The sequence below is a fragment of the Niallia sp. MER 6 genome (assembly GCF_023714395.1).
GTDB lineage: Bacteria > Bacillota > Bacilli > Bacillales > Cytobacillaceae > Niallia.
In genome coordinates this window covers 1-20,255 of record NZ_JAMAUK010000041.1, presented here as the reverse complement: position 1 = coordinate 20,255, position 20,255 = coordinate 1, and the positions used below count along the sequence as shown (strand labels likewise).

Here is a 20,255-nt window from a genome sequence, read left to right as displayed (position 1 = left end):
ACTAACATATGCCGCATCAAAAATTCCAGTCAGCTAACATAAGACCTCGTTATGCAAAAGGCACAATATCAGCATGGGGAGTAAATTCTGCATATCCCCGCACTCCATGGGTTGCTGCTTGGTGGTCTGCTGCCTTTCCAGGGTTTGGGCATATGTTTCTCGGTAAGTACCTCCATGGTTTTATGCTGATTATTTGGGAGCTTGTTGTAAACAGTCAGGCCAATGTAAACATGGGGATTATCTTATCCATGCTAGGAAGATTCGAGGAAGCAAAGGCAGAAATTAACGAAAATTGGTTCCTGCTTTATATGGCAGTGTATGTATATAGTATATGGGACAGTTACCGCTGTGCCGTAGAAATTGCAAAAAGCCATGTACTTGCAGAAGTGGAAGACGCTCCTATCTCTCCATCTGCTGTAACCTTTTTCGATGTTGTCATACTTGATAAGAAAAATCCCTGGGTAGGATTTTTCTGGTCGTTATTATCGCCTGGCTTAGGTCAACTATATGCCGGCAGTACAATCGTTGGCACCTTAGTTTTAGCTTGGTGGATATATGTTGCTTATCAAGCAAGTGCAGTTAGTGCTTGGCTTCATTCGTTTCTCGGTGATTTTCCGAGTGCAACAGCTGCTCTTGATTCGCAATGGTTTCTTTTTCTACCGTCAATGTATGCCTTTGCCATATATCAAGCATATACAGCAGTAATAGAAACAAATACATTATATGATATTGAGCAAATTCGTTTCCTTAGAGTGAGGGATGAAAACTTGTCAGAACACAACACATTAGATAATAATACAGTCCAAATTATCGCTACATTTGAACATTCTCCCTTTGTTGAAATGGTCATTCATGAAATGGAAAAGCAGGGAGTAAAGCCGCAGAATATTGTGGCTTTACCGATGGAAAATCTTGATGATCAATTACATATAGTAGACTCTATCCATTCCGTTGACGGCAGAAGTATTCTTGATGGAGCGATGCTTGGCGGTTCTATCTTTATGGTTTTAGGCTCTATCTATGGATTCGTCTTGTATTTAGGACCAATTATTTGGGGTTTGCTTGGTCTAATTGGTGGTTTTTTAATAGGTTTGTTTATTGAAATAGCACTTAAGAAGAAAAAGAAAATTAAATTTTTCTCTAATCGTAAAAGCGAGGTACTATTACAGGTAACTTGTAATAAATCTCTGCAGGAGCAGATGATTAAGATTCTTAAATCCCGGAAAGCCAATAGTTTTCTGGTGATGCCTCAACGGATTAATAGTTAATGTTTATCACGATAAGGGTGCAGATAATATCTGCACCCTTTTTGTCATTCATGTTTAGGATGCTAACCGCGATTAAAATTTACGAGTGCTTCTAATGCAAATGTACCAATACCTAATGAGATTAGAGAAGGCAGCCGGATGTTTTGTTGCCTTTACATACATGTTTTGAGAACGAATCCAGCCTTTGTTTGTGCCTCTTTCATGTAACATGTAACCTGCATGGTATAAGTTGCTTTCTTCCCGGGGATTTGAGGGTCTATTTACATATTGGCTGGGCGGTATCCATATTTCCATTACTCTGTCCAGATTGCCGAGAACATTTAAAAAATTAGCTTGTGAGCCAACAAAAACATCTCTTAGTGGATTCTCGGCAGCTATTAGCAACACTTTATAAAGATAGTTATATTTGAAATTTTATAACATATTATTTAAATATAAGTTGAAACATTATTACAAAAACGTTATACTCATTTTTAGAAAGCGCTATCAAAATTTGGATATGTAAAGGAGAGGTTAATATGAAAGTTTTGTTTGTATGTTCTGGTGGAATGTCTAGTTCCATTTTGGTGAACACACTAAAAAAAGAAGCCAAAAATGATGGCTTAATATTGGATGTATTAGCAGTTGGCGCGACTGACTTTGCTTCGGAAATCCGCAACGGTTGGGATGTGGCAATGGTTGCTCCTCAAGTCAGACACCGTTATGACAGTTTTAAAGAATCTGCTGATGAAGCAGGTGTTCCTTGTGGGGTTATCCCTTCACAAGCCTACAGCCCCCTTGGCGGACCAGCTTTATTAAAGCTACTGCACGAATTAACCAAGAAATAACAGGTGAGCTAGTGAACAATTAGGAGGGAATATAAATGGATAAGTTTGTAGACTTTTTAGAAAGAAATCTTTCTACTCCCATGGCAAAGCTATCTGAGCAAAAACATTTACGGGCTATCCGCGACGGGGTGGTTTCCGCATTGCCGTTTATAATCTTTGGCAGTATCTTTCTGATTATTGCTTTTCCACCAGTGAGTGCTGATTCTGCTATTGCAGCTTGGGCGAGTAAACATGCAGCAGAAATCTTAATTCCGTACCGGTTAACAATGTTTATCATGACTTTATATATCACGTTTGGAATAGGCTATAGTTTATCTCAAAGCTATAAGATTGATCCTCTTTCTGGTGCGCTGCTTTCTACTGCTGCATTCTTATTTACGATTGGTGTCCAAACGGTAGAGGAGGTCGGCTTTGTCCTGCCGATGGCTAATCTTGGAGGACATGGTCTGTTTGTTGGTCTGATCGTTTCGATTTTTTCTGTAGAAATTCTCCGTTTATGCAAATCGAAGAAAATTATGATAAAAATGCCAAGTCCTGTGCCGCCTTCTGTCGCAAGGTCGTTTGAAGCGTTAATACCTGTGACCCTCGTATTAACCGTTATGGCGCTTATTACTGTCGTTTTTGGGATAGATACCCATTCGATTGTAGGCAAAGCAGTTGCACCACTCATTAAAGCCGGTGATACGTATCTTGGAGTCATTCTGCCAACATTTTTAATTACTTTCTTTTGGTCCTTTGGAATTCACGGTGTCTCCGTTGTTGGAGCAGTTGCCCGCCCCGTTTGGGAAGTGTATTTAGCTAATAACTCCGCAGCAGTTGCGGCTGGAAACAATATTCCGCATATTGCTCCTGAAACATTTTTTCAATGGTTTATTTGGATTGGCGGATCTGGTGCAACATTAGGATTAGTCATTGCGATGTTATTAACAGCAAAATCAAAATATAGTAAAGCAATGGCAAAGACTACGATTATTCCAAGCTTATTTAATATTAACGAGCCGGTAATCTTTGGTGTCCCGATTGTATTAAATCCACTATTAATTATTCCATTCATTATTACGCCATTAGTGGGAGCAACTATTGCCTATATAGCAACAGCAATCGGAATGGTCAGCCCAACCTATGTAATGGTGCCATGGACCTTGCCAGCTCCAATTGGTGCCTATTTAGCAACAGGCGGGGACTGGAGAGCTATTGTAATAGTTCTTATTAATATGGTTCTTTCTGTGCTTATCTATTTACCATTCTTTAAAATATATGATAATAAGCTCGTCACCCAAGAAAGCGAAGAAAAATCCGCAGCGTAAGGTAATGTGTTTATTACAGGGGGGAAGCAAATGAGAAAGACACAAAATCTGCTCTTTTTTAGCTATAAAAGTGCCGCGATTTTCTTTAGCTTAATACTCATTTTTAATCTTGTCTTTGTTCCTCTTTTAAGTGCTACTGGAGTAAATCAGCAAGCTGCATTAAGTATTGTCAATAGCATTGGAATCAGCAGTGCTTTAACATTTGTGATTGTCTGGATTGAACGTAAATTAAACAATAAAAAGCATGTAATTACATTATTTCTAGCATTATTAGTAGGCTGCTCATTAGGTTGTTTCTTATTAGTATTTGAATAAATGGAGGTGTACTTATTTGGCATATGTTGTAGGCCTTATGTCTGGAACATCATTAGATGGAGTTGATGTGGCATTAGTCAAAATAGACGGCTGCGGTATGAAAACAAAGGTTGAACTGATTGAATTTATGTCGTTTCCTTATTCCAAAGACATAAAAAAGGAAATCCATGATTCATTTTCAATTGAAACTTCAAACAGCGCACTAATCTGTTCTTTAAATTTTAAGCTCGGTGAAATTTTTGCAGCTGCTGTTACTGATGTTTGTAAAAAGGCAAAGCTTGCCTTGGAAGACCTTGATGTCATCGGATCACATGGACAAACCATTTATCATCAGCCCTATCAAACAGAAGGCTTGAGCCCGTCTACCTTACAAATTGGCGAGCCAGCTGTTATTGCCTATCAAACAAAAACAGCTGTAGTATCTAATTTCCGTACAATGGATATGGCGGCAGGAGGACAAGGTGCACCACTAGTTCCATATACAGAGCTTCTTTTATATGGCAGCAGGGAAAAATCGATAATTCTTCAGAATATAGGCGGTATTGGAAATGCCACCGTTTTGCCGAAGGCTGCTGCCATAGAAGATGTGCAGGCGTTTGATACCGGTCCGGGAAACATGATAATAGATTATCTTTGCGAAAAGTTTTACGGGGTTCCTTTTGATAATAAAGGAGAAATTGCAAAAACCGGCAATGTTAATAAAGACTTGCTGGAACACTGTATGGAAATTCCGTTTATCCTTGCTTCACCACCAAAATCAACAGGGAGAGAATTATTTGGCACAGCATTAGTAGACTCCCTAGTAAATGCCTATCCGCAAGTTTCCGAACATGATTTTGTGACAACAATGACCATGTTTACCGCAAAGTCCATAGCTGAAAACTATAAAAAGTTTATCTTTCCCACAACTAAAATAGACGAAGTTGTTATTGGCGGAGGCGGGTCTTACAATAAAATGCTGCTTGTGATGCTACAACAAGAGCTTTCAGAGTTTTGTCAGGTAATAAGGCAGGAGGATTTAGGTTTTTCATCTGAAGCAAAAGAAGCAATAGCGTTTGCTGTCTTAGCAAACGAAACGATGAATAATTTACCAAGCAATGTTCCTAAAGCAACAGGAGCTAAGCAGGCGCTTATCCTTGGTAACATTACACCAGTTCCATTTTAAAATAGAGAGGAAACTTTCATGAAAAAGTTAGGAATATCCCTATATCCTGAGCATTCCACAATGGAAAAAGATAAACAATATCTTCAACTGGCCCATAAGTACGGCTTTGAAAAGGTGTTTACATGTCTGTTGTCCGTTAATGGTCAACAGAAGGACATTATGAAAAATTTTCAAGAAATTTGTTCTTTTGCAAATGATCTAGAGATGAAAGTATGGTCGATATAGCACCGAGAGTTTTAACTGCTTTAGGAATTTCCTATAATGACCTGTCATTCTTTGCAGACATGGGTGCTTATGGCATTCGCCTAGATGCAGGTTTTTCTGGAAATGAAGAAGCAATCATGACACATAATCCCTTTGGGCTAAAGATTGAAATTAATATGAGCAATGCTACTAATTATTTAGATAATATTATCGCTTATCAGCCTAATCGAGATAATTTAGTAGGTTCCCACAATTTTTATCCGCATCGTTATGCAGGTTTAACTTATTCCCATTTCAACAAATGCTGTGATCTGTTTAAAAAGCATAATATAAGCACAGCTGCTTTTATTAATTCACAAGCAGCAACATTTGGACCGTGGCCAGTTACTGAAGGGTTGTGCACACTAGAAATGCATCGTAACCTTCCTATAGAAACACAGGCTAAACACTTGTTTGCGACTGGTCTGATAGACGAAGTGGTCATTGCTAATGCCTATGCTTCAGAAGCCGAAATGAAGGTGCTAAGTCAGCTTAACAGCAACATGCTGACATTCAAAACAGAATTATATAACTCGATCACAGAGCTTGAGAAAAAAATTGTGCTAGATGAATTTCATTTTTACAGGGGTGATGTTTCCGATTATTTAATCAGGTCTACGCAATCACGAGTGAAATATAAACAGGAAGACTTTAAAGCAACAAACACGCCTAACATTCGCCGCGGAGATATTCTTATAGAAAATGAGCGATACGGGCAGTACAAAGGAGAGCTGCAAATCGCTCTGCAAGATATGGAAAACTCGGGAAAGACAAATGTGGTTGGCCGTATTGTTCCTGAGGAAGTATTTTTATTAGATTTTCTGCAGCCATGGGGGAAATTTCAATTTACATTAGAATAGTTTAGAGTGGCAAGCCTCAAGCATCTTGTATCTTTGAGGCTTGCTTTTCGCTAGTTTTTAGAGTTTTAATCAAAAACCTATTAGTCAGGTAGCTTTTCTTGATAAAATAAATTCAGTACTATAACACTAAGTGGATTATTTTTTACAACAGAGAGATTGAAAAGGGGGAAACTATGACTTCCGTTAATATATTAGTGAGAATTGAAAGTATTATTGAAGAGCTGCCCAAGTCAGAAAGAAAGGTCGCACAATACATATTAGAAAATGCCAATGATATTGTACGAATGTCTGTTCATGAATTGGCTATGCATGCAAATGCCAGCAGTGCTGCGGTCATCCGCTTATGCCGTTCCATTGGAGTGGAAGGCTATTCAGATTTAAAGCTGTCTCTTTCATCCCAATTTTCCCATTCTTTGAAAAGCAGCTTTTCTGATATTGAAAAAAACGAAACAACCCAGTCCATTAAGGAAAAGATTGTCTCGAATTCAGTACAGGTTATTAAAGAAACTGCTTTAGAATTAGATGATGAAATGATTGATAAAGCAATTGAAAGTATAAAGCATGCAGATGTTGTATATGTGTATGGTTTAGGAGCTTCATCTCTTGTAGCAAATGATATTATGCAAAAATGGTCCCGCTTAGGAAAAGTCGTTGTAGCAATCCAAGATGCCCATATTTATGCTTCCATCCTTTCAGGAGCTTCAAAAAATTGCATCTTCTTCTGTGTGTCGAATACAGGTGAGACAACGGAAGTACTTCGCCTTGTTGATATCGCAAAGGAGTCTGGCTGTCAAACCATTGGACTAACCCGTTTTGGTCATAATACCTTATCACAAAAGGTTGGATTATCCTTACAATATGTGCGCGCACCAGAAGCGCAGTTCCGCAGTGCTGCTACAAGCTCGATATTCGCCCAATTCTTAACAATCGATATTATCTTTTATGCCTACGTATCTAAGTATTATGATGATAGTATTGAAAAAATTGTAAACTCGCGAAACGCAGTAATGGAGTTCACCCAGAAAAATAAAGGATAAGTATTTTCTAAAGGGGACCATTAATAATGGAATCTAAGTTAATAATTTTGCGTGGAAATTCAGGCAGCGGTAAAACTACTGTAGCAAAGAGTATTCAAGACCATTATGGTACTGCCACACTGTTAGTTTCCCAGGATACAATCCGCCGAGATATGCTAAAGGTTCACGATAGAGAAGGGAACCTATCTATTGATCTGATTCGTCAAGTTGCTGAATATGGAAAGAGCAAATGTAAATATGTTATTGTCGAAGGGATACTGAATAAAATCCGCTACGGTAACATGCTCCATAACCTAATTGATTTCTATGATGGAAAGGCATTTACCTATTACTTTGATCTAACATTCGAAGAAACAGTCAAACGCCATAATACCCGTGATAAGAAGTTGGAGTTTGGAGAAGATGCCATGCGCTCCTGGTGGACTCCTAACGATTACTTAGGAGTGGGTGGTGAAAGAAAATTGACTAATGAATTGTCACATAAAGAGGTAGTAAAGTTAATTGTGAGAAATCTGGAAGAAGAAGGTGAATGAGTGCCTGCAGCGAAATAGTATAGAAGAGGTCGTCCTAGTTGGACGGCTTTTATTTTTGAAGAATTTATTATATCAAAGAATATCACTCTCATTTTTCCCCTGGAGGTAGCAACTCTATGCAGATTGAAACAAAGCATCTACTAATAATTATTTTGATTAATACAATATGTATAGGGTTAAGCACATGTTTATTTTTTTCGGTTTAATAAATATAAGATATTATCGTCACTGGATAAGCATTTACTTAGGCTTATTCTGTTCAATTGGTTTTTCCTATTTTTTTAATATATTAAATGTGGATATTTCAACCGATTCACCGCCAGGCGAGGAGTATTTCGATTTATTTTTGGCTATTATTTTATTTTCCTTTCTACAACTAATCATTTTGCTTTGTTTAAACGGAATTACCTCTATTATAAAAAAACTTACACAAAGAACTACATAGGAAGAGGTGGCTTGTTCTTGACCAAGATTCATATAACAGCAGAGCCATTTAATTCAGAGGAGGATTATTTACTATTTGAAGAAGCTCGAGTATTGTCTAAAATATATATTGGTCCTTCGGAATATGAGAATTATGATGAGGAAACGAAGCAATTTTTATATGACTTTCTATGTAAACAAAATGAATTCTCCCTTTTTGTTGTATTTGAAGCATATAAAGACTGTACAGAAGAACTGGAATCTAAATTAAGACAGAAAAGCATTCTTTATTCATTAGGCTATGTAGAACCAAAACAAAAGGGATATCCGGTCTTTAGAATTACAATAAATAACTCTTCTGCGCTGAACCTTGTTTTAGAGGAAAGCTTTTGGTTTGCAGGATCTAATCAGTTTTATGCTGTTTCTTTTTCAGATAATATTACCTATAAGCAGAAACTTACTAAAGGTTTATTTGGCAGACAAAAGCAATCTCTAGTTCCGTGCTTTAATATGAAAGAAGCAGCAACGGTTATTGTAATTTGGCATGATGGGCAAGGGTTTACTATCTATACGAATGATCTCCGTTATGCATCATTGGATGAGCTAATCAATCATCTGCCGAGCGGAACGATTATAGACTAATAGCGGAATGTAAAGGGTGAAATCAATGGATCAATTATGGTTAAAGGAAGAGGATTTGCAGGAGGTGTTGAAAGAGCATTTTTTGCCTGTTAAAACTGAATTTTTGCAGACTTCGCCTAAAGTTTACTATCTCAGCGTGGATGAAAAACATGATAACAGTGAGCGAGATTATTTAAAGAAATTCTTATTTGCTGCTAATACCTTTCCTTTATATCTATCACTTTATTTGGAAACTAATAACGTCGAAGAATACTTAACTGACTTTGACGCACTAAGTTTAGAATACAATGTCCAATATTCATTAGAAAAAAGAATCTACCATAGTTCTAGAAGAATAAGAAGTTTCTATCATCCAGCGTATATAACTGTGAAGTTTATGGATATAGATACTCTTTCGCAAATTATTAATGATACCTATATACAAGCGGTCATGAATGATTTTTATGCCATTTCGTCCATCAATAATGTGCAGTTCCATTATAAGAAGAGAACAGCAGTCGTTCCTTTAAAACCAAATTCTTTTTACATTTCGATTGGTCATGACGGGCATGGTTTTTATTTGTTTTCTAATGAAAAAAGATATTCAAGCATTAATATGGTGATGGAAAGTCTACCAGCGGAAACAGAGGTTACACAAATTAATGATAAACTTGTGGAGGAATTGGAATAGAGCAGGACGGGTGGTGCATAATACTTATGCACCACCTAAACTCAGTCCCAAATACGAACTCTTGGGATATCGGCTGTTCTTAAATAATCCAGGAGCTGACCGGTGTGAACAGACTCATGATAGGCGACGCGCAACAGCATATCTCCTAGCTCTCTTATGTAACCAGATTCAGAGCGGTCAATTTTTATTTTAGTTAAATCTTCTTCTGTAAAGGATTTTATCGTATCTAGAAAACTATTACGATAAGGCTCAGCAATTTCTAATTCTGCATCAACAGTTGAATATGGTCTGCCTTCGAATGGGGAATCAAATACAGCTAAACTTGCCCTGTTTTTTATAGCCAAATGATAATAATGCTCGCTTTCAAGTACATGTCTAATCATTTCAATACAGCTCATTGCCTCATTGTCCGGCTTCCAGAATAATTTTTCTGACGGGATAGATGTCCACACTTTTATACTTCTTCTTCTGACTTCTGCAAAGTTTAATAGAATTAAGTCGATTGAATTCATCTAAAAACCTCCTTTACTAATATCTATCATTATACAATAATGGAACTTAAAGTTAATTCTAAAACTTGGAACTTATTTCATACTGATTCGTATTAGTGTGTTGGAGGGAGTAAATGGAATGAGCAGACTCACAAAACCATTGCCGGTATCAATCGTTTTAGGAATACTTGTATTGGCATTTCAATTTACGAATGTCGCTTCTTTGGCTAATTTTACAGGGATATCCTTTGGCTTTTTACTGCTGACGTTATTGATTCATGAACTAGGTCATGTGTTGTTCGGAGTTTGGGCAGGGTATCGGTTCAACTTTTTAACGGTCGGTCCACTAACAATCGAAAACAGTGACAGAATGCATATTAAAGTGAATGAAAGCTGGTTCTTGTTTGGTGGTGCAGCAAGCTGTTCCCCTTTAACAGACGAACTGACTGCAATCGCCAAGCAACATAAGCTGTTTGCAGCAGGGGGGCCAATCTTTTCAGCGGCTGCTGCTTTAATCAGTTTAAGTTTCGGAATACCAATGGACTTAGATCTAGCTATATATCTCGGGATGTTTAATTCGGCAATTTTCATTGTAACGATATTACCAACCAATGGGGCGTTAAAATCAGATGGACGTGTTTTACTTGAGCTATCAAGAGGGGGAGAACAAACAAAAGAATTTCTGATATCGCTTTTGTTGCTGAAAGAAATGAATTCTCCCTTACATCCCTCCGAGTGGTCCGAAGAATTAATAAATCGGGTAAAAACAATGAAGCCTTCTTCTGACAATATTATGATTGCGTATATGATTTTTTACTACACGTTATTGAAGGATGGCTATGACTGTGCCAGTGCTTTAATTGAACCGTATAAGCAAATACCAGTAACGAAGAAGAATAAATTATCACTGCAATTTATCAGCCATATCCGACAGTTAGATTCTATTTTCAGTGGCAATAAAAATCTTGAAGAGATGAAAAAACTTCATGAATACTTGAGTCCGCTAGAGCCTGTCAGTTATAAAAGAAGTGAAGCTATTTTAGCAAAGTTAAAAGGTGATGAACAACAAGCGCATCAAAAAATAGCAGAAGTTTTGAAGGAAACAAAAAAAAGGAAAAAAATATACGGTTTCTTTTATGCAGAAGAACAATTAACGGAACTATTAAAAACGAAACAATAATAGAATCATACTTGTTCTTTCTGTTTGTTAAAAGCAGTAAATATAGATATAATTAACCAAAAGGTTTGTACAAGAAAAGTGGGGTTTTTTACGTGAGTTGGGTAGATGTTAATTTATTATTTATTCCTATTATATGGTTAGGGAAAATAGGGATTTTTATATTTGCAGTTTGGTATGCTTGGAAGCTATTGAAAATACAAAAAGAAAAAACCAGTATTCTTAGAGAAATCTCTGCAAAACTCAATCGACTGGACAAATAATAGAAATTTTTATAGATTGTATAGAGAGCCGGATGAAAAATTCGGCTTTTTTGCTTAGTGCTGCTCTTAAATACGATATTTTCTGTGATTGGCGGTTATAATAAGAAAAGAATAGATAAATTTTAATATTATTTAAGGATGAGGAAAAAGATGTCTATGAAAACAAAATCAAAAAAATTAGCTGTATATTCCTTGATTATTATGGGGATTGGTTATATTGCAACAGCACCGTTTGATGATTCTATTTGGATCAGATTGCTGCAAGGCGGATTTGAAGCAGGACTTGTTGGTGGGTTAGCAGATTGGTTCGCAGTTACTGCATTGTTCCGTCACCCCCTTGGACTGCCGATACCCCATACTGCATTATTGCCTAATAATCGAAAAAGGGTTACAAATGGATTGGTTACAGTTTTGAAAAACGATTGGCTTTCTAAAGAAAGCATCCAAGATAAGATAAAGGATATCTCTTTTACAGATAAGCTCCTTCCAACCATTACAGATCTTATAACGAAAGGTTCTTTAAGAGTTGGAATCATTAAAGGGATTAAGAAGCTTGTTAGCAATATAGAGCTTGAAAAAATGGTCCCGTTTATTAAATCACAAATAACACTGACACTATCAACTGTTGAAGTGAAAAAAATTATTGAAGCGATAAGCTCAAAATTAGTTAATGAAAATTTCGATGAAAAAGTATTAGACCATGTGCTAAAAAAAGCGGATAACTGGTTAAGGCAAGAAGAAACAAAAAGCAAGCTTGGCAGTGTTTCCATGAATGTAATTAACCGGATTGAAGCAGATGGAATGCTTAAATTTGCGTTAAGGTCCATTGAAAGCTTGCTCAGCGAGGAGAAACTTGGCAACATCGTGCAAAATTTACTGTTGAGCGGTGTAAGAAGCTTGCAGCATAAAGGACAGCCAAACCGTGAAGCTTTAGTCCAGTATATTCGCAAAGAAATGGAAGCAATGAACGAGAATGAACAGCTGATAGAGGGAATCGACAAGTGGAAAAATCAGTTGATTTCTGAATGGGATTTAGACAGCACTATAATGGAAAGCCTACAAAAAATACAGCAAAATATCCTGCTTCAATTGGACGATGAAGAGTTTATTGATGCTTATTTGATTCCAATGTGCTTACACTTTCTTGGCATGGTTCAGAGCAACAGCAAGACTATTGATGCATGGTTACAAACGCAAATTACAATCCTGATTGAAAAGAATCATGCGAAAATTGGTGATCTTGTGCAAGAAAACTTAGATAAGCTTGATAACGAAACAATGATTGACATGATTGAAAACAATATTGGAAAAGACTTGCAATGGATTCGTGTTAACGGAGCTATTTGCGGGTTTATTATTGGGATTATCCTGACGGGTATCCATGGTTTAATTCAGTTAATGTAATCAATGAAAAAAAGCTGCGTGAAGCAGCTTTTTTTACTATTTTCTAGCATGTTATCTGAAACCTTTTCCTATTAAAGTGCGTATCTGTTTAAGCATGTCTAAAAAGTAAAAGGGAGTTATATAATTTGAAGTTCTTTATATCAGAAGATCACTGGGATCTAGCAGGATATCAACAAAACTTGCAAAGTATTAGCCATCGCTTTGATTCAGACACAGCTGAATTCGTTCTTAATCATTCCTTTCATGATGCCAGCATCAAGGATATGAAACTGGTTAATCATTTTGACAACAACAGCAAGGAGGATATGGAAGACCCAACAACTATCATAATGATTATTAAGCATTATGATGACTTACTGTATGAAGTAATATGGAGCCAAGTTAGAAGGTTTTTCTTTGACTTTGATATTACACGAAATGTGTATGCTAACAGTGATAGCATTGCCTTTGATGGGATGCGAGGTATTGATGAGTGGGGCTATGATGAAATTACCGCAATTGATGATAAGCTGTTATCACATGAAATCGATTTGTTTTCGCAAACAAAAATTATCATTATATGTACAAGTATTCAAATAAAACTTTATACTGGCAAATCTTCAAAGCTTTAAATAGCAGCAAAACGAACCAACCGCTGGGACTTTTCCCAATGTCCTTCGAAACACTTATTTACAATAAAAAATCGAGTATACTCGCCTTAAGGATTAGTTTATACTAATCAATCAAACTAGAGGTGAGGGATTTTTTATGAAAAAGAACTCAGTTGTTATTGCTGGCGGAGGAAGTACTTATACTGCGGGAATTGTGATGATGCTAATTGAAAACCAGGATAAATTTCCTTTAAGAAAGCTGAAGTTTTATGATAACGATAAAGAACGTCAAGAAACAATTGCGAATGCTTGTGAAATTATCATTAAGGAACGTGCTCCTGAAATGGAGTTTGTTGCAACAACAGACCCAGAAACAGCGTTTTCTGATGTTGATTTTGTGATGGCACATATTCGTGCCGGCGGTCTGAAAATGCGTGAACAGGATGAGAAGATTCCTTTAAAATATGGAGTTGTTGGCCAAGAGACATGCGGTCCTGGTGGCATTGCCTATGGAATGAGGTCTATCCCAAAAGTAGTGGAATTAATCGACTATATGGAACAGTATTCACCGAATGCATGGATGTTAAATTATTCAAATCCTGCTTCCATTGTAGCGGAAGCTACCCGGATTTTGCGACCTGACTCAAAAATTATCAATATTTGCGATATGCCTGTAGCTATTAAAAAGTCCATGGCAGACATATTGGGGTTAGAATCTGAAAATGATATAATCGAACGTTACTATGGTTTAAACCACTTCGGCTGGTGGACAGAGCTTTATGATAAAGCGGGCAATGACTTAATGCCACAGCTGAAAGAGCATGTTAAAAAATGGGGTTATGGAGCTAAAAATGACGGCATTAACAATCCGCTGTTAGCTGAATCCAGCTGGATGGATACATTCACAAAAGCAAAAGATATATATGCTGTAGATCCAGACACTTTACCCAACACCTATTTAAAATATTATTTATACCCAGATTATGTTGTCGAGCATTCTAATCCATCCTTTACGAGAGCAAATGAAGTAATGAATCATCGTGAGAAGAATGTATTTGCAGAATGCAAACGTATCGCCGAAGCTGGTACAGCAGAAGGGACAAGCATTGAAGCAGGAGAGCATGCAGAATTTATTGTTCAGCTTGCCGGTGCCCTTGCGTACAATACGTACGAAAGAATGTTGTTAATTGTTCCAAATAATGGAGCGATTGCCAATGTCGATCCGAATGCAATGGTTGAGATTCCTTGTTTAGTAAGCAAAGCAGGCGTTGAGCCAATATCAATCGGCACCATTCCTCAGTTCCAAAAAGGGTTAATTGAGCAGCAAGTATCTGTTGAAAAATTAGTTGTACAAGCATATTTAGAAAAATCATATCAAAAGCTTTGGCAAGCACTGACACTTTCACGAACAGTGCCAAGTGCAAGTGTTGCAAAAGATATATTGGATGATTTAATTGAAGCAAACAAGGATTTTTGGACAGAGCTTCATTAAGAATAGATGTATTGCTAAAATGAAGTAACAGGGTAAGAAGTTCATACCCTGTTACTTTTTTACAATGGAAGGAGATTCCGATGAGTCTGGAGGAATTAATTAATAATAACTATGACTATTTAAGTGATACAGATTTAACGATTGCTAAATATGTGCTTGCAAATAAAGAAAAAATCGGCAAGCTAGGAATTAATGAATTAGCTAAAAATAGTTTAGCCTCTAAATCATCCATTTTAAGATTTTCCCAAAAGTTAGGGTTTAGCGGCTATAGTGAATTTAAAAATTTTGTAAAATGGGAAATAAATGATTCTGAAGATACTCCAGAGCAGAACGAGCTTTTTGATCAAATTCTCCAAGATGTTCAAAAAACGATGCAATATTTAAATAATGTCGATCTTTTACCCATTTATAAAGCGATTGAAGCAAGTAAAAATATCTATGTTATTTCTACAGGCTTTGCACAGACAAATCAAGCTGCAGAGCTGCAGCGTTTGTTCTTATTGATTGGCAAACCAGTGCAGCTAATTCCGGGAATGTCGCATACGAATGAATATAAGCGTATTATTGAAAAGCTGACAAGCGATGATTTAATTATATTGCTGTCATTGTCCGGAGAAAATCCAAATCTGCAAGGCTTACTGGATATACCAGCAGTAAAAGGAGCAAAAATTATCTCGCTTACCAATTTTAAGAGTAATTGGCTATCAGGGCATTCGGATTTGAATTTATATGCATCAAGTTCAAAGAACCCTAACCCTAAAAATTGGTGGATACAATCAGCGTCGGCTTTTTTCATTGTGGTAGAAGCGTTAGCATTTGGCTATATCGATTATATAAATAGTAAGGGGCAGGAAGGGGAGACTGAATGATGAAAAGGAAAAAAGCACAGGTTTGCATACATAGTCCTATCAGCGGCGAAATCATTCCGTTAGACAGTGTGCCAGATCCTGTATTCTCAAGAAAAGTATTCGGAGAGGGTCTTGCAATCATTCCTGTTAACGGCGATATTTATGCACCAATAACAGGCACAGTGCTCCAAATTTCCGAAGCAAAGCATTCTATTGCCATAATGACAGAAGAGGGACTTGAAGTATTGCTGCAGTTAGGGTTAGAAACAGAAGAGTTAAACGGAGAAGGCTTTCACATTTTGGTTAAGCCTGGGGAGAAGATCCATGCTAGAGACCATATTGGGATATTTAATCTATCCATTCTTGAAGAAAGAGGGAAGGAAATTATTTCGGTGCTTGTTTTTCCTAATTTAGAAGATAAGGACGGAGAAATATTGGTGAAGGGCTTTGGGGAAGTTAGAGCTGGTTTAGAGATAGCTTCTATAAACTACGATAATAAATAACCCTCGATTGCTAACAATCGAGGGTGAATTTTTATTATATTGCAGTATAACCACCATCAACAAACACTGTTGTACCTGTAACAAAGTCGTTTTCTGCTAAGAACACAACAGCATGTGCGATTTCCTCTGGGTTGCCTAAACGGCCAATTGGGTGTTTTGCAACTAAACCATCGTAGAAATCACCTAAAGCTTCTTTGCTAACCATGCCAGACTCGATGAATCCTGGAGCTACTGCATTTACACGAATATTGCGATCTGCATATTCTAAAGCTAATGATTTTGTAATTTGGTTTACTGCTCCTTTACTTGCAGCATATGGAATGGAAGTTGGTTCGCCAACAGATCCTAAGATAGAAGAAGTGCTGATAATAGAACCTCCGCCAGTTTTTAGCATTTCACGAATTGCATATTTTGCACCATAGAATACGCCGTCTTGGTTAATCGCAATTACGCGTTTATATTCCTCAGCTGTTAGCTCATGTGTTGGTTTTTGTACTCCTACACCAGCATTATTAAAGATGATATCTAGTTTGCCAAAATGTTTAACCGTTTCAGCAACTAAATTTTCAACTTCACTTTCTTCAGCTACATTTGCTTTTACAAATAAAACGTCCTCATATTTTTCTTTGAGTTCTTTTTCAACTTCTGCTCCTGCTTCTGCATTATAATCAGCTAAAACAACTTTTGCTCCTTTATCTAGGAAAGCCTTTACAGTTGCTAGTCCAATACCAGAAGCACCGCCTGTAACAATTGCCACTTTGTCTTGTAAGTTTGTCATGAAGAATTCCTCCTATTTATTTCTACGTTTTTTTATTATCTCTTATCTACACTTTTATAGTACTCCTATTGTCGAAACTTGTCAATTGAAGAATCTCAAATTAATATATTTCGTTTATAGAAATAAAAACATCTACATATAATCTAGATAGATATTAGTTTCAGCAGAGAATACGATTAAATACTATGTTAAAATAAGTAAAACCATATAGGAGGACATATATATGAAAGAGAAGATCTTCTATGAACGGGGTACAGCTGATTTAAAAAGAAAGACTATTCGAGCACACAAGCTTGTTCGGGAATTTAATGAAAGTGCAGTGGAAGATTCAGCAAAACGAGAGAAAGTTATAAAGGAGTTATTTGGCAGTGTTGGCGAAAATCCTTCGATTGAACATAATTTCCACTGTGATTTAGGCTACAATATTCATGTTGGTGATAACTTTTACGCCGGCTATAATTGCACTATTTTAGATATGGCAGAAGTTAGAGTCGGGGATAACTGTATGATTGGCCCCAATGTTGGAATATATACTGCTGGTCATGCAATTGAACCTAAGGATCGGAATAAAAGCGGGTATGGAATTCCTATTACGATAGGCAACGATGTGTGGATTGGCGGCAGCTGTGTAATTTTGGCTGGGGTCAATATCGGAGATAATTCTATAGTAGCGGCAGGTTCTGTTGTGATAAAAGATGTTCCGCCTAATACAGTTGTTGCTGGAAATCCAGCTAAAGTCATTAAAAACATCTAATACTGAATTTTTTGTAGAGCATAGCTGCCTTCTGGCGGCTTTTTATATTTTACTTAGCCACATAAATCTTCCGAACCACTAAATGTTAAAAATACACTTTAGGTGGACCTTTTGAAAATGCTGTGAGCATGTAAAAATGTAACTTAAGGAGATGAATAAAGTGTTTAATGATTTTAAGCTCGTCGAGGGGCGACCTGTCTATATTCAGCTTAAAGAATATTTAAAAAGAATGATAACTAACGGGCATTTGGTTGAACATCAAAAGCTGCCGTCGACGCGGGAGCTCAGCTCAGAATTATTCATTAGCCGCAATACCGTTTTAACGGCATATGCAGATTTAGAACAGGAAGGACTTATTTATGCGGTAAAGGGAAAGGGTAATTTTGTTAGCCGTGTTGAAACCTTTAAGTCTCCGTCTATACAAGTAAATTGGGCAGAAAAACTGAGTGAGCAAACACTGCTCGCAGAAAAACACGATCTGATGAAGCATGGAGTGCGCCGTAACAAAGATGTGATTTCCTTTAATAGTATCGCACCTGACGAAAAGCTGTTTGATGTCGAAAATTTCAAACGGGCTTTTCTGAATCGAATGGCTATAGAAGGAGACGTTGTCCTGAATTATGGCTATGCCAAAGGGTATAAACCGCTAATCGACTACTTGCTTCATTATATGGAAGTAAAAGGCGTTGATATTAAAGATAAAGATATATTAATTACAAATGGATTTACAGAAGGTCTAGATATTCTGCTTTCATCTCTAAACAGGAAGCAGCGCCGGATTATTTGTGAAAATCCAACCCATCACTCTGCACTTAAATTATTCAGAATGCATGGCTATGAAATTGACGGCATTGACATGGAAGATGACGGCATCAATATTGATATGCTTGAGGACCTCTTGGCAAAAAATAATTATGATTTTGCTTATTTAATACCGTCCTATCATAACCCAACCGGAATTGTTACATCTTCTGAAAAAAGAAAGAAAATAATGGAGCTGTACTCAGCATATCAAATTCCAATTGTGGAAGACGGTTTTAATGAAGAATTGCGGTACTCTGGCGCACATTTAGCGCCATTGGCAGCATTCGCGGGGAACGGCAATAATGTCATTTATACAAGCAGCTTCTCTAAAATACTGTTCCCAGGTTTAAGAGTCGGCTGGATTTTAGCAGACAAAGAGTTAATTTATTATTTGGAGAGCATGAAAAGAGCTCGTACCATTCATACATCTACTCTAGATCAGGCAATATTGTATCAGTATTTAAATGATGGCTACTTTGAAAAATATATAAAAAAAGCAAGATCTGTTTATAAGAAAAAGTATGAATTGGCAGTTCAGTATTGTAATAAATACATTCCATTGCGAAGAATAACCGGCGATGGCGGTCTCCATCTATTCATTGAATTGGATAAGTCGATCGATTCACAAGAGCTCTTAAAGAAATGTTCTCAAAAAGGCGTGGTTTTTGCCCTTGGAAATGATTTTTATACAGACAACAGCGGAAATCATACAATGCGGTTAGGATTTTCGAGACTAAAGGAAGAAGACATTATTACTGGGATTAAACTGATAGGAGAAACCTTAAAAAAACATTATGGAGGTTAGAAGAATGAGAGTTGGCGTAATAATGGGTGGAATTTCATCCGAAAAACAAGTTTCTTTGATGACAGGGGAAGAAATGATTGCGCATTTAGACAAAAATAAATATGAGATAATCCCAATTTGTCTTGAGCATAAAGAAGAAATAATCGCTAAGGCAAAAAATCTGGATGTCGCACTTCTGGCGCTTCATGGCAAATTTGGAGAGGATGGTGTTATTCAAGGCACTCTGGAAACGATGGGTGTTCCTTATACAGGCAGCGGTGTGCTTTCCAGCAGTTTATGCATGGATAAAAATATCTCGAAAAAAATCATCCGCTATGAAGGCGTGTCAACGCCAGACTGGATTCATCTTACTAAGGCAGAACTTAAGATAGAGAAAATAGAACAGATGGGTTATCCGGTGATTGTAAAACCTAATTCTGGCGGGTCAAGTGTAGGAGTGAAAATTGTCTATGACCGAAAAAACTTACTAGCCGCCATTAATGAAGTATTTAAATGGGACACTGAAGCAATTGTTGAAAAACATATCAAGGGTGAAGAGATTACTTGTTCCATCCTAAACGGAGAGCTTTTACCTGTCATATCAATTCGCCATAAAGGAGAGTTTTTTGATTATAACTCGAAATATGATGACACAGCTACTGTGGAAGAAGTAGTCCAGCTGTTGCCAGAAATGGAAGCACGCGTTTTTTCTGCTGCGATGAGCTGTTATCAGTCTTTAAAATGCAGCGTTTATGCACGAGTAGATATGATGCTAGAAAGTGGGATTCCATATGTCCTTGAAGTTAATTCATTGCCAGGTATGACGAAGAACAGCTTGCTGCCAAAAAGTGCAGAGTCTGCAGGAATTTCCTACAGTAAGCTCCTTGATTTAATCATCGAGTCTTCCATTAAGGAAAGGAAAATGCATGCATGATGAATAAAGTTTACCGACAAACTTTTTTTAAAAAAAGAAAGAATGTTTTTTCGCATTAGCGACATGTACTAATATATCATCCATATTCGTGGAAGTCAACTTCTTTTAAAAACTTTTTATTATCTTCTTTCTTTAAGCGAGTT

At 37.0% G+C, this 20,255-nt stretch carries 21 protein-coding genes and 1 pseudogene; 20 read left to right on the top strand and 2 right to left on the bottom strand.

Features of this window, described 5'->3' with window-relative positions; genetic code table 11:
• Positions 1-8: 8 nt before the first annotated feature.
• From M3600_RS25970 to M3600_RS25925, 10 genes and pseudogenes are all read left to right on the top strand, one after another.
• Positions 9-1,268 carry a hypothetical protein gene (locus M3600_RS25970; protein ID WP_237943266.1) on the top strand — a complete coding sequence of 420 codons (1,260 nt, stop codon included), beginning with the start codon at positions 9-11 and terminating at the stop codon, positions 1,266-1,268.
• Between the two features lie 518 nt (positions 1,269-1,786).
• Positions 1,787-2,095 (top strand): PTS sugar transporter subunit IIB, encoded by a 309-nt coding sequence (locus M3600_RS25965; RefSeq protein ID WP_233314802.1) that lies wholly within the window; start codon positions 1,787-1,789, stop codon positions 2,093-2,095.
• Between the two features lie 35 nt (positions 2,096-2,130).
• Entirely contained in the window at positions 2,131-3,402 is a 1,272-nt protein-coding gene (locus M3600_RS25960; RefSeq protein WP_251648089.1) for a PTS sugar transporter subunit IIC, read from the top strand.
• A gap of 30 nt (positions 3,403-3,432) precedes the next feature.
• Positions 3,433-3,717: a hypothetical protein gene (locus M3600_RS25955; RefSeq protein WP_237943262.1), complete on the top strand. Its 285-nt coding sequence runs from the start codon at positions 3,433-3,435 to the stop codon at positions 3,715-3,717.
• A gap of 16 nt (positions 3,718-3,733) precedes the next feature.
• Entirely contained in the window at positions 3,734-4,882 is a 1,149-nt protein-coding gene (gene anmK, locus M3600_RS25950) for an anhydro-N-acetylmuramic acid kinase AnmK (RefSeq protein ID WP_285854852.1), read from the top strand.
• 18 nt (positions 4,883-4,900) lie between these two features.
• Positions 4,901-5,985, top strand: a pseudogene (locus tag M3600_RS25945) (DUF871 domain-containing protein).
• A 173-nt stretch (positions 5,986-6,158) separates the two neighbouring features.
• Positions 6,159-7,022 (top strand): MurR/RpiR family transcriptional regulator, encoded by an 864-nt coding sequence (locus M3600_RS25940; protein WP_233314806.1) that lies wholly within the window; start codon positions 6,159-6,161, stop codon positions 7,020-7,022.
• A gap of 26 nt (positions 7,023-7,048) precedes the next feature.
• Positions 7,049-7,555, top strand: coding sequence for a kinase (locus tag M3600_RS25935; protein ID WP_251648087.1), 507 nt, complete (start codon positions 7,049-7,051; stop codon positions 7,553-7,555).
• A gap of 462 nt (positions 7,556-8,017) precedes the next feature.
• Complete coding sequence (locus M3600_RS25930) at positions 8,018-8,620, top strand: hypothetical protein (RefSeq protein WP_251648085.1); 603 nt, start codon at positions 8,018-8,020, stop codon at positions 8,618-8,620.
• 25 nt (positions 8,621-8,645) lie between these two features.
• The gene (locus M3600_RS25925) at positions 8,646-9,290 is read left to right on the top strand and encodes a hypothetical protein (protein ID WP_251648084.1); all 645 of its coding nucleotides are present in this window, start codon (positions 8,646-8,648) and stop codon (positions 9,288-9,290) included.
• A 41-nt stretch (positions 9,291-9,331) separates the two neighbouring features.
• Here the strand turns inward: M3600_RS25925 and M3600_RS25920 are convergent, their stop codons facing one another.
• Positions 9,332-9,802, bottom strand: a complete 471-nt coding sequence (locus M3600_RS25920) for a DinB family protein (protein ID WP_251648083.1) — start codon at positions 9,800-9,802, stop codon at positions 9,332-9,334.
• A gap of 118 nt (positions 9,803-9,920) precedes the next feature.
• Here M3600_RS25920 and M3600_RS25915 point away from each other — a divergent pair, with 118 nt between their 5' ends.
• From M3600_RS25915 to M3600_RS25885, 7 genes are all read left to right on the top strand, one after another.
• Positions 9,921-10,961 carry a hypothetical protein gene (locus M3600_RS25915; RefSeq protein WP_251648082.1) on the top strand — a complete coding sequence of 347 codons (1,041 nt, stop codon included), beginning with the start codon at positions 9,921-9,923 and terminating at the stop codon, positions 10,959-10,961.
• Positions 10,962-11,053: 92 nt separating this feature from the next.
• On the top strand, positions 11,054-11,221 hold the full coding sequence (locus tag M3600_RS25910) for a hypothetical protein (RefSeq protein ID WP_251648081.1): 168 nt from the start codon (positions 11,054-11,056) through the stop codon (positions 11,219-11,221).
• Between the two features lie 150 nt (positions 11,222-11,371).
• Positions 11,372-12,625: a DUF445 domain-containing protein gene (locus M3600_RS25905; protein ID WP_233314813.1), complete on the top strand. Its 1,254-nt coding sequence runs from the start codon at positions 11,372-11,374 to the stop codon at positions 12,623-12,625.
• A 125-nt stretch (positions 12,626-12,750) separates the two neighbouring features.
• A complete protein-coding gene (locus M3600_RS25900) occupies positions 12,751-13,236 on the top strand; it encodes a hypothetical protein (protein WP_233314814.1) in 486 nt (161 codons plus the stop codon).
• 136 nt (positions 13,237-13,372) lie between these two features.
• Positions 13,373-14,707: a 6-phospho-alpha-glucosidase gene (locus M3600_RS25895; protein ID WP_233314815.1), complete on the top strand. Its 1,335-nt coding sequence runs from the start codon at positions 13,373-13,375 to the stop codon at positions 14,705-14,707.
• An 80-nt stretch (positions 14,708-14,787) separates the two neighbouring features.
• Complete coding sequence (locus tag M3600_RS25890; protein ID WP_233314816.1) at positions 14,788-15,576, top strand: MurR/RpiR family transcriptional regulator; 789 nt, start codon at positions 14,788-14,790, stop codon at positions 15,574-15,576.
• On the top strand, positions 15,573-16,058 hold the full coding sequence (locus tag M3600_RS25885; protein WP_251648080.1) for a PTS sugar transporter subunit IIA: 486 nt from the start codon (positions 15,573-15,575) through the stop codon (positions 16,056-16,058). The genes M3600_RS25890 and M3600_RS25885 overlap by 4 nt, the downstream gene beginning before the upstream one ends.
• Before the next feature lie 34 nt (positions 16,059-16,092).
• Here the strand turns inward: M3600_RS25885 and M3600_RS25880 are convergent, their stop codons facing one another.
• Positions 16,093-16,836 carry an SDR family NAD(P)-dependent oxidoreductase gene (locus M3600_RS25880; protein WP_233314818.1) on the bottom strand — a complete coding sequence of 248 codons (744 nt, stop codon included), beginning with the start codon at positions 16,834-16,836 and terminating at the stop codon, positions 16,093-16,095.
• Positions 16,837-17,059: 223 nt separating this feature from the next.
• Here M3600_RS25880 and M3600_RS25875 point away from each other — a divergent pair, with 223 nt between their 5' ends.
• The 3 genes from M3600_RS25875 to M3600_RS25865 all read left to right on the top strand — a co-directional run bounded on the left by M3600_RS25875 (position 17,060) and on the right by M3600_RS25865 (position 20,112).
• On the top strand, positions 17,060-17,590 hold the full coding sequence (locus M3600_RS25875; protein ID WP_237943252.1) for a sugar O-acetyltransferase: 531 nt from the start codon (positions 17,060-17,062) through the stop codon (positions 17,588-17,590).
• A 160-nt stretch (positions 17,591-17,750) separates the two neighbouring features.
• Complete coding sequence (pdxR, locus tag M3600_RS25870; RefSeq protein ID WP_282581442.1) at positions 17,751-19,199, top strand: MocR-like pyridoxine biosynthesis transcription factor PdxR; 1,449 nt, start codon at positions 17,751-17,753, stop codon at positions 19,197-19,199.
• A gap of 4 nt (positions 19,200-19,203) precedes the next feature.
• Positions 19,204-20,112 (top strand): D-alanine--D-alanine ligase, encoded by a 909-nt coding sequence (locus M3600_RS25865; protein WP_251648079.1) that lies wholly within the window; start codon positions 19,204-19,206, stop codon positions 20,110-20,112.
• Positions 20,113-20,255 lie beyond the last annotated feature (143 nt).